The 6000-nt window shown below is 48.8% G+C and carries 8 protein-coding genes and 1 pseudogene; 7 read left to right on the top strand and 2 right to left on the bottom strand.

What is annotated here, in order from left to right:
- Positions 1-53: 53 nt before the first annotated feature.
- The 4 genes from ACH97_RS15225 to ACH97_RS15240 are packed head-to-tail and all read left to right on the top strand — an operon-like array spanning position 54 to position 3002.
- The gene (locus ACH97_RS15225; protein ID WP_048350035.1) at positions 54-854 is read left to right on the top strand and encodes a hypothetical protein; all 801 of its coding nucleotides are present in this window, start codon (positions 54-56) and stop codon (positions 852-854) included.
- Entirely contained in the window at positions 851-1093 is a 243-nt protein-coding gene (locus ACH97_RS15230; protein ID WP_048350014.1) for a hypothetical protein, read from the top strand. The genes ACH97_RS15225 and ACH97_RS15230 overlap by 4 nt, the downstream gene beginning before the upstream one ends.
- Complete coding sequence (locus ACH97_RS15235; protein ID WP_048350013.1) at positions 1090-1650, top strand: nucleoside/nucleotide kinase family protein; 561 nt, start codon at positions 1090-1092, stop codon at positions 1648-1650. The genes ACH97_RS15230 and ACH97_RS15235 overlap by 4 nt, the downstream gene beginning before the upstream one ends.
- Positions 1647-3002: a DNA cytosine methyltransferase gene (locus tag ACH97_RS15240; RefSeq protein WP_048350012.1), complete on the top strand. Its 1356-nt coding sequence runs from the start codon at positions 1647-1649 to the stop codon at positions 3000-3002. Before ACH97_RS15235 ends, ACH97_RS15240 begins: the two co-directional genes overlap by 4 nt.
- On the opposite strand, the gene ACH97_RS15245 is transcribed toward ACH97_RS15240, so the two are convergent.
- On the bottom strand, positions 2984-3373 hold the full coding sequence (locus ACH97_RS15245) for a hypothetical protein (protein WP_048350011.1): 390 nt from the start codon (positions 3371-3373) through the stop codon (positions 2984-2986). The genes ACH97_RS15240 and ACH97_RS15245 overlap by 19 nt on opposite strands.
- A gap of 66 nt (positions 3374-3439) precedes the next feature.
- On the opposite strand from ACH97_RS15245, the gene ACH97_RS15250 reads away from it, so the two are divergent.
- The 3 genes from ACH97_RS15250 (at position 3440) to ACH97_RS15260 (ending at position 5247) form a co-directional block, all read left to right on the top strand.
- Positions 3440-3877: a sigma factor-like helix-turn-helix DNA-binding protein gene (locus tag ACH97_RS15250; RefSeq protein WP_241494259.1), complete on the top strand. Its 438-nt coding sequence runs from the start codon at positions 3440-3442 to the stop codon at positions 3875-3877.
- Positions 3870-4358, top strand: a complete 489-nt coding sequence (locus tag ACH97_RS15255) for a hypothetical protein (protein WP_048350009.1) — start codon at positions 3870-3872, stop codon at positions 4356-4358. The genes ACH97_RS15250 and ACH97_RS15255 overlap by 8 nt, the downstream gene beginning before the upstream one ends.
- Positions 4359-4446: 88 nt before the next feature.
- The gene (locus tag ACH97_RS15260) at positions 4447-5247 is read left to right on the top strand and encodes a hypothetical protein (protein WP_048350008.1); all 801 of its coding nucleotides are present in this window, start codon (positions 4447-4449) and stop codon (positions 5245-5247) included.
- A 123-nt stretch (positions 5248-5370) separates the two neighbouring features.
- On the opposite strand, the pseudogene ACH97_RS15265 reads toward ACH97_RS15260, so the two are convergent.
- A pseudogene (locus ACH97_RS15265) lies at positions 5371-6000 on the bottom strand (lipase); the annotation flags it as partial.

Genomic DNA, 6000 nt, shown 5'->3' on the forward strand with positions numbered 1-6000 from the left:
TGGATCGGGTTAAGCCGGAATTTGAACGATTAATACGAAGGGAGCTCGGTAAAATGACTAAAACTAACGAAAAAATCCACGTATTGGCTGACGAATCACTTGGCGGAATCAAACGGGAATATGTAGAGGTCGATAGGAAGGCGGAGGTCGGCGATAAGATTGTGATCGTAGACAAAAGGTATCCGGGCGATATTTACGAGAACGGAGATATTTTTACGGTAGACCGCGAAGCTCCTCCTGGATCGGGTTTCGTGGGAAGTGACGGAGCTGCATCCGATATGAACACTGGCGGACTTATCTACCTCGGAGAATACCGCGTTCTCGAACCGACCAATATCGCCCACATTGACGGCCCTGACGGTCCGGAGCGCTACGAAATGGTCGATCGTAAGCCGGAAATAGGCGAGAAGGTTATCGTAACTGAGAGCGATGATTTTCCGAAAGGATTTGTCGACTCCGTAAAAGAAGTTGACGACTTTCATGACAACGGGTCCTTCTTTTTGGTTAATGGCGTTCTAGGTGAGAATTTTTTAGACGCAGAGTACGAAGAATACCGCGTCCTCGTCCCGGTCGAATCCTCCGAAGAAGAACCGCAACCATCCGACCCGATCGACGTTATCGCTAACCTGGCGACGCGTGTTGCGGAGTTGGAACGCGAGAATAAACGTATCAAAGACGAAATCGACACGCTGCACAAAGACAACCGGAGGCACGGAGAAGAATTGGAGGCGCTGAAATATGCCGCAAAGGAAACGGACGGAAAGGTGGCGCACCTGGAAGCCGACTCAGACATGCGCTTGTTCACTGCCGAAGAGGTTGCCGCACTTCTTAACGCAATGAGGGAACGCCGATGAGCGATGTGATTTACGTTATTTACTATGAAGGCGAGCGGATGAAAGCACGCAGACGAAAGGTCGCTTATCTCACCAAGGGAGCGGCCAAAAGCGTAATCACAAGCGAAACCAAAAATTTAGCGTACTTTGAAACGAAAAACTACTACGACTTACCGACCGCGGAACGTGAAGAGATTAAGGCCGAGATAAGTAAACGTTTTGAAATTGTCGAATACGTACCGAAGGAGGAACGCCAATGAAGATCGCCCTCACCGCACCACTTCGCGCAGGCAAGTCGCTTGCTGCATCGTACATCTCGCTTCACTACGATTTCCAGCCGTTCGCATTCGGCGACGAACTAAAAGACGCATTTCACCGCGCATTCCCTCACGTTCCGCGAAATCCGAAGCCGCGCGCTCATTATCAGAAGTTCGGACAGTGGGCGCGGGAAGCCTTCGGAGAGGACGTATGGATCGACGCTCTTATGCCGAAAGTAGCCGCCTATCTCGACCGCCATCCTTGCTCCTGCGGCAATACAGCGCTAAAGAATCGCGTGATCGTCGATGACTGCCGCCAGCCTAACGAATACAAGCGATTGAAGGACGAAGGCTTCGTATTTATCCGCATAACAGCACCGGTCGATCTCCGTATTGAACGCGCTAAAAAAGCCGGCGACCAATTCGACCTCGCCGACTTGGAGCATCCGACTGAGCTTGCCGTCAACAGTTTCGAAGTTGATTACGAAATTGAGAACGAAGGCACGCCGGAAGAGTTGTACGAGAAGCTGGACGCGATTATGGCGGAGGTGTTGAAGTGACGAATATTCCGAATCATTACGGATACGGGTTACGAAATGATGAGAAACCCTATGCGCACAAGATTCCGGATGGCGGTAACTGGCGCGATCTTCCGGAAGAGGAGCAGAAGGCGTTTATGATGGGGGCGTTTTATAGCGGAGGAGGCCAAACGACATATTTGCGTAAGATGTCCTGGGATGAGCCGGCTTTAACGATCACAGCGTCGGTACTGGCGAAAGCTACGTGTCACTTACATCCGGATGAACCAATCGAAAGGAGCGAATATATGGGCGACTTTAACTTAACACCGCAACTGCCGGCAAACGGACTTACGGTACTCGAATTATTCTGCGGAGGAGGACTTGGCGCAATCGGATTCAAAGCGGCCGGCTACCATATCGTGAAGGCGTTGGACTTCGATAAGAATGCCGTCAAAGCCTACCGCCACAACTTCGGCGATTACGTAGAACAGGCGGACATTAACGAAATTGATATCGATAGCTTGCCGGACACAGATGTAATCTTCGGAGGTCCTCCGTGCCAAGACTTCTCGGTTGCGGGTAAAGGCGCGGGAGCAGATGGCGAACGCGGTAAATTAGTCTTCCGTTACCTCGAAATTATTGAGCGCAAGCAACCGAAAGCCTTCGTATTCGAAAACGTGAAGGGGCTGATTACGAAGCGACATCGTCCAACATTCGATGCTCTTATCGAAAAATTTAACGAAATAGGTTACGAGATTAGTTGGAAGGTGCTGAGCGCGTGGGACTACGGAGTGGCCCAGAAGCGAGAGCGCGTGTTCATTGTCGGAATACGAAAAGACCTCGGGATCACTTTCGAGTTTCCGAAGCCGTTAGAAGGCGATTATCAAACGAAGGTATTGCGGGATGTTATCGGGGATCTTCCGGAGCCTGGCGTTCAGCTAAACGATAAGCAGATCGCATACTTAGACCGTAATCCTGCATCGGTTGCGAAAAATCGTCCGGTTACGATGGAAGAGCCTTCGCGAACTATTCCTGCGGTAATGTATAAAGGAGTTCCTTACGGTTTGTTTTACGATAACCACGACGAAAAATCTTATTGGACGCCAAAAAGCGAATACACTTACGATCAAGCCAATCGCGTGCAGTCGATGGATAAAACGTCGAACACGATTCCGGCGCATCATAACAGCGGTCAGCCGATTCATCCGACCGAAGCACCACGACGTTTCACAGTCCGTGAATGTCTCCGAATCCAATCTGCGCCAGACACTTACGTCCTGCCAGACGATATCTCCTTATCGGCGCAGTATCGGATCGTTGGGAACGGAATCGCTTCGCGTGTTGCGTGGTATGTAGGGCGAGCACTTGCGGATCAGCTTTCGTCTAACTGAAACGCATACGTGCCTTTCGGATAGGCCAGGTACGGTTGTTTTGACGCTTCCCCATCGCCGATCAAATAGTATCGTTGCGGAAGCTTATCGAAATCAATGCCGATTTTACGCAAGAACGGCCATGCCGAAACATTGCCGCGCTTATCGAACTTGAACGGTTTGACATCCGGCTGCTTAACGAGTTCGGGCTTGCCGACAACAATGCGCTTTTCTGCCGCGTCATATGCGACGGATAAATAAAACGGTCCGTCCGTAGGCAGTCCGATGACGCGCCGCGCACCTGCCGAAATAAACAAACGTCGATGCTTTTCGATTGTGATATACGCTTTGGTGTTGCGCTCAAAGTCGTTAGATATCCACGTAAGAGTCATATCGAGTCTCCTTACGAAAGTATTTACGTTCAGTATAGACGGAATAGTTACCGATAGTCAACAGTAGTGTGCGGATTGTTAACGAAGTTATTAACGAAAGAGGAGGCGGTTGTTATCGGAACAGTCAAAATCGATCTACACCGAATGGATCGCGAATTTGAGGCGGCGTATGCGCTAGACAATGCGGAGGGCGTCAAAACGCTGCTCTCCGATTATCCGAAGTTCGTCAGCCGCAAACGACTCGGAGAATACGAAGCTGCCGAAGTGCTTCTCGATCTGCACAATGCGATTGAGCTTGCGAATCTAACCGATAGGCAGAGCGAAGCAATCCGGCTCGTGTATTTCGAAGACCTGACGCAAGTAGAGGTGGGGAAACGGATGGGTGTCGGCAAGGATTCCGTTAATCATCTGATAAATAGGGCGGCTGAATCAATCGCAGATATCTACTACTATTGGGCGGGACATGGCGAAGGATACTCGATGGGAGGACGAATTAATGGATAAAGCACTATTGCATGAAATGATTACGGAATTACAGCAGCGAACAAAAGCCGGTGAGCTAGATCGAATCCAACGTATCGAGGAAATTACCGCTCTGGCCGACGCTTATTTTGACGCAGTTGGAGAGCATCCGGATACTATCGCACTAGAACGTATGGCTAATCTTGTAATCTACGAGGAGCTTTCGGACACGAATAAAAACAAAATGAAGAATGATGAGTACCCGATTATGAGTGAGCGTATGGAGAAAACGCGTAGATCCGGCGAGACTTCCGAGAAGATGGCCGAAGAATACGATAAGTTCGGAAAATATCAAGGGAAACCGGTTCGAAGGCGCCTTTCAACTTACGAAGGTATTCAGATAGACCGACGTGCTAAAGCGAGAAATAAAGAGAGACGAGTAAAATATTCGGATTTCGTGAAAGGAAAAACGCCGGGACAATTTACAGTCAATATTGAAACAGGAGAAAAAATTATTCACTAAACAGTCTATTTTTACCCGTTTTGCTGTCTATACGTTATGAGGGCGCCAAATACGCGCTCTTTTATTTTGCGAAAAAGGAGACGATATTTTGAAAAGATTACGAGTAGTAAACGCAGAAACAGGCGAGGATCTATCGACAGACTACACGCTTAGACACCGGAACCAAGACGAAGCCTTCCGGGAACAGCAAAAGCAGACGACGGACAGGCGCGACTTTTCCAACGCCAATATGTCTAATATCCACGAAGTCTATGACGCTCTCACAACGGCACAATGCGGTTATCTGATGCTACTGCAATGCTACGTTGACTACAACGGTGTCCTCGTTAAATCTAGCCGCGATAAAACTCCGATGACTACAGCGGATATAGTGTCCGTTCTACAGCTCGCGAAAAAGCCGCGAACGTTCTACGATTTCCTGAGCGCCTGTACTGCGCATGATATTATCCGGGAAGAAGACGGCATATACTCGGTAAACGAACGCTACCACTTCAAAGGTAACTTCGGAAGCCAGTACGTTGTCAAACTCTATACTGCGAAAATTAAGAAGGTATACAGCGAAGTGAAGGCGACGGACATCGGTCTGATCTACCGGATGCTGCCGTTCGTCCACTACGAAACTAACGCTCTTTGCGAGAATCCTTTCGAAAAGAATCCGAAGTATATACGGTGGTTCAATAAGAAAGAGCTTGCGGCAGCGATCGGAGTAACGCCCGACACGCTTGGCCGACGCCTGAAGCAAATGAAATTCGACGGTGAATTCGTTGTCGCGCGAATCAAGGTCGGCAGCGAACCGGAACGATATACGTTTAATCCTAACGTGTTTTATCGTCAGTCCAAGACGCCGGATAAGACGCTGCTTGCGATGTTTAACGTGAAGAAAGTATAATTTACCATGTCGGAGGTGATACGGATGGGATTTACGGTAGGAGCGAAAGAGTTGCCGAAGCCTAAATACGGGTTTCCGCGCGGAGCATAAAACGAAAGAGGGCGCCTATTGGCGCCTTTAATTTTATAACTTTAACCAGTTTGCGAGCATCTTGTCTTTTGATTTGAAATCCTTTGCGATTTGCGTCAGATAGCCGCTGATTTCTTCTAAATCTGAAATCGTGTCTTGTAATGAAGCGATATATGCCGCTTCGGCATCGACATCGTAAAACAGCGGATTCCCTTTTTTATCGAACGACTGCGCCAAATCATTCAGCGTATTGTTTACATCATCGAGCGTAAGCTGATCGTATAAGCCGTGACCGACCTGGCGATAGGTATCGTATTTCAAATCGCTTATCGCAGCGTCATGTTCCTGGTAGGCGTTTTCCGCTTCTCTTTTCATCGTACGCAGGTCGTTTATAATCGCATTTACTTTTTCCGCAAGCTGCTTAGCGACTTCGGGGGTGACTTTAATCGCGCCGCTCCCTGATGCCACTTCAGCCGGCAGCATTGCTTTTAAATTTTTATCGTAGACGAGTTCATCGCCTTCAACATTTTGAACGTTGCCGTCTTCGTCGAAGGTGAAATTCGAATCATTGAGGCCGTGGGTGTCGGGATTTTGGAAAATCAGCGTATTCGCGAAATACATGAGGTTTCTTCCGACCTGTTGGAGCTTATTACCGTCAAGCCTTTTCTCGCGATTAGCCGTTGC

Origin of the sequence: Bacillus paralicheniformis (assembly GCF_001042485.2) — a bacterium.
In the GTDB taxonomy this organism is placed as follows: Bacteria; Bacillota; Bacilli; order Bacillales; family Bacillaceae; genus Bacillus; species Bacillus paralicheniformis.

Coding starts and splice junctions, on each gene's coding strand:
- ACH97_RS15225 (WP_048350035.1), top strand. CDS start 54: ATGACTAAAACTAACGAAAAAATCCACGTATTGGCTGACGAATCACTT.
- ACH97_RS15230 (WP_048350014.1), top strand. CDS start 851: ATGAGCGATGTGATTTACGTTATTTACTATGAAGGCGAGCGGATGAAA.
- ACH97_RS15235 (WP_048350013.1), top strand. CDS start 1,090: ATGAAGATCGCCCTCACCGCACCACTTCGCGCAGGCAAGTCGCTTGCT.
- ACH97_RS15245 (WP_048350011.1), bottom strand. CDS start 3,373: ATGACTCTTACGTGGATATCTAACGACTTTGAGCGCAACACCAAAGCG.
- ACH97_RS15255 (WP_048350009.1), top strand. CDS start 3,870: ATGGATAAAGCACTATTGCATGAAATGATTACGGAATTACAGCAGCGA.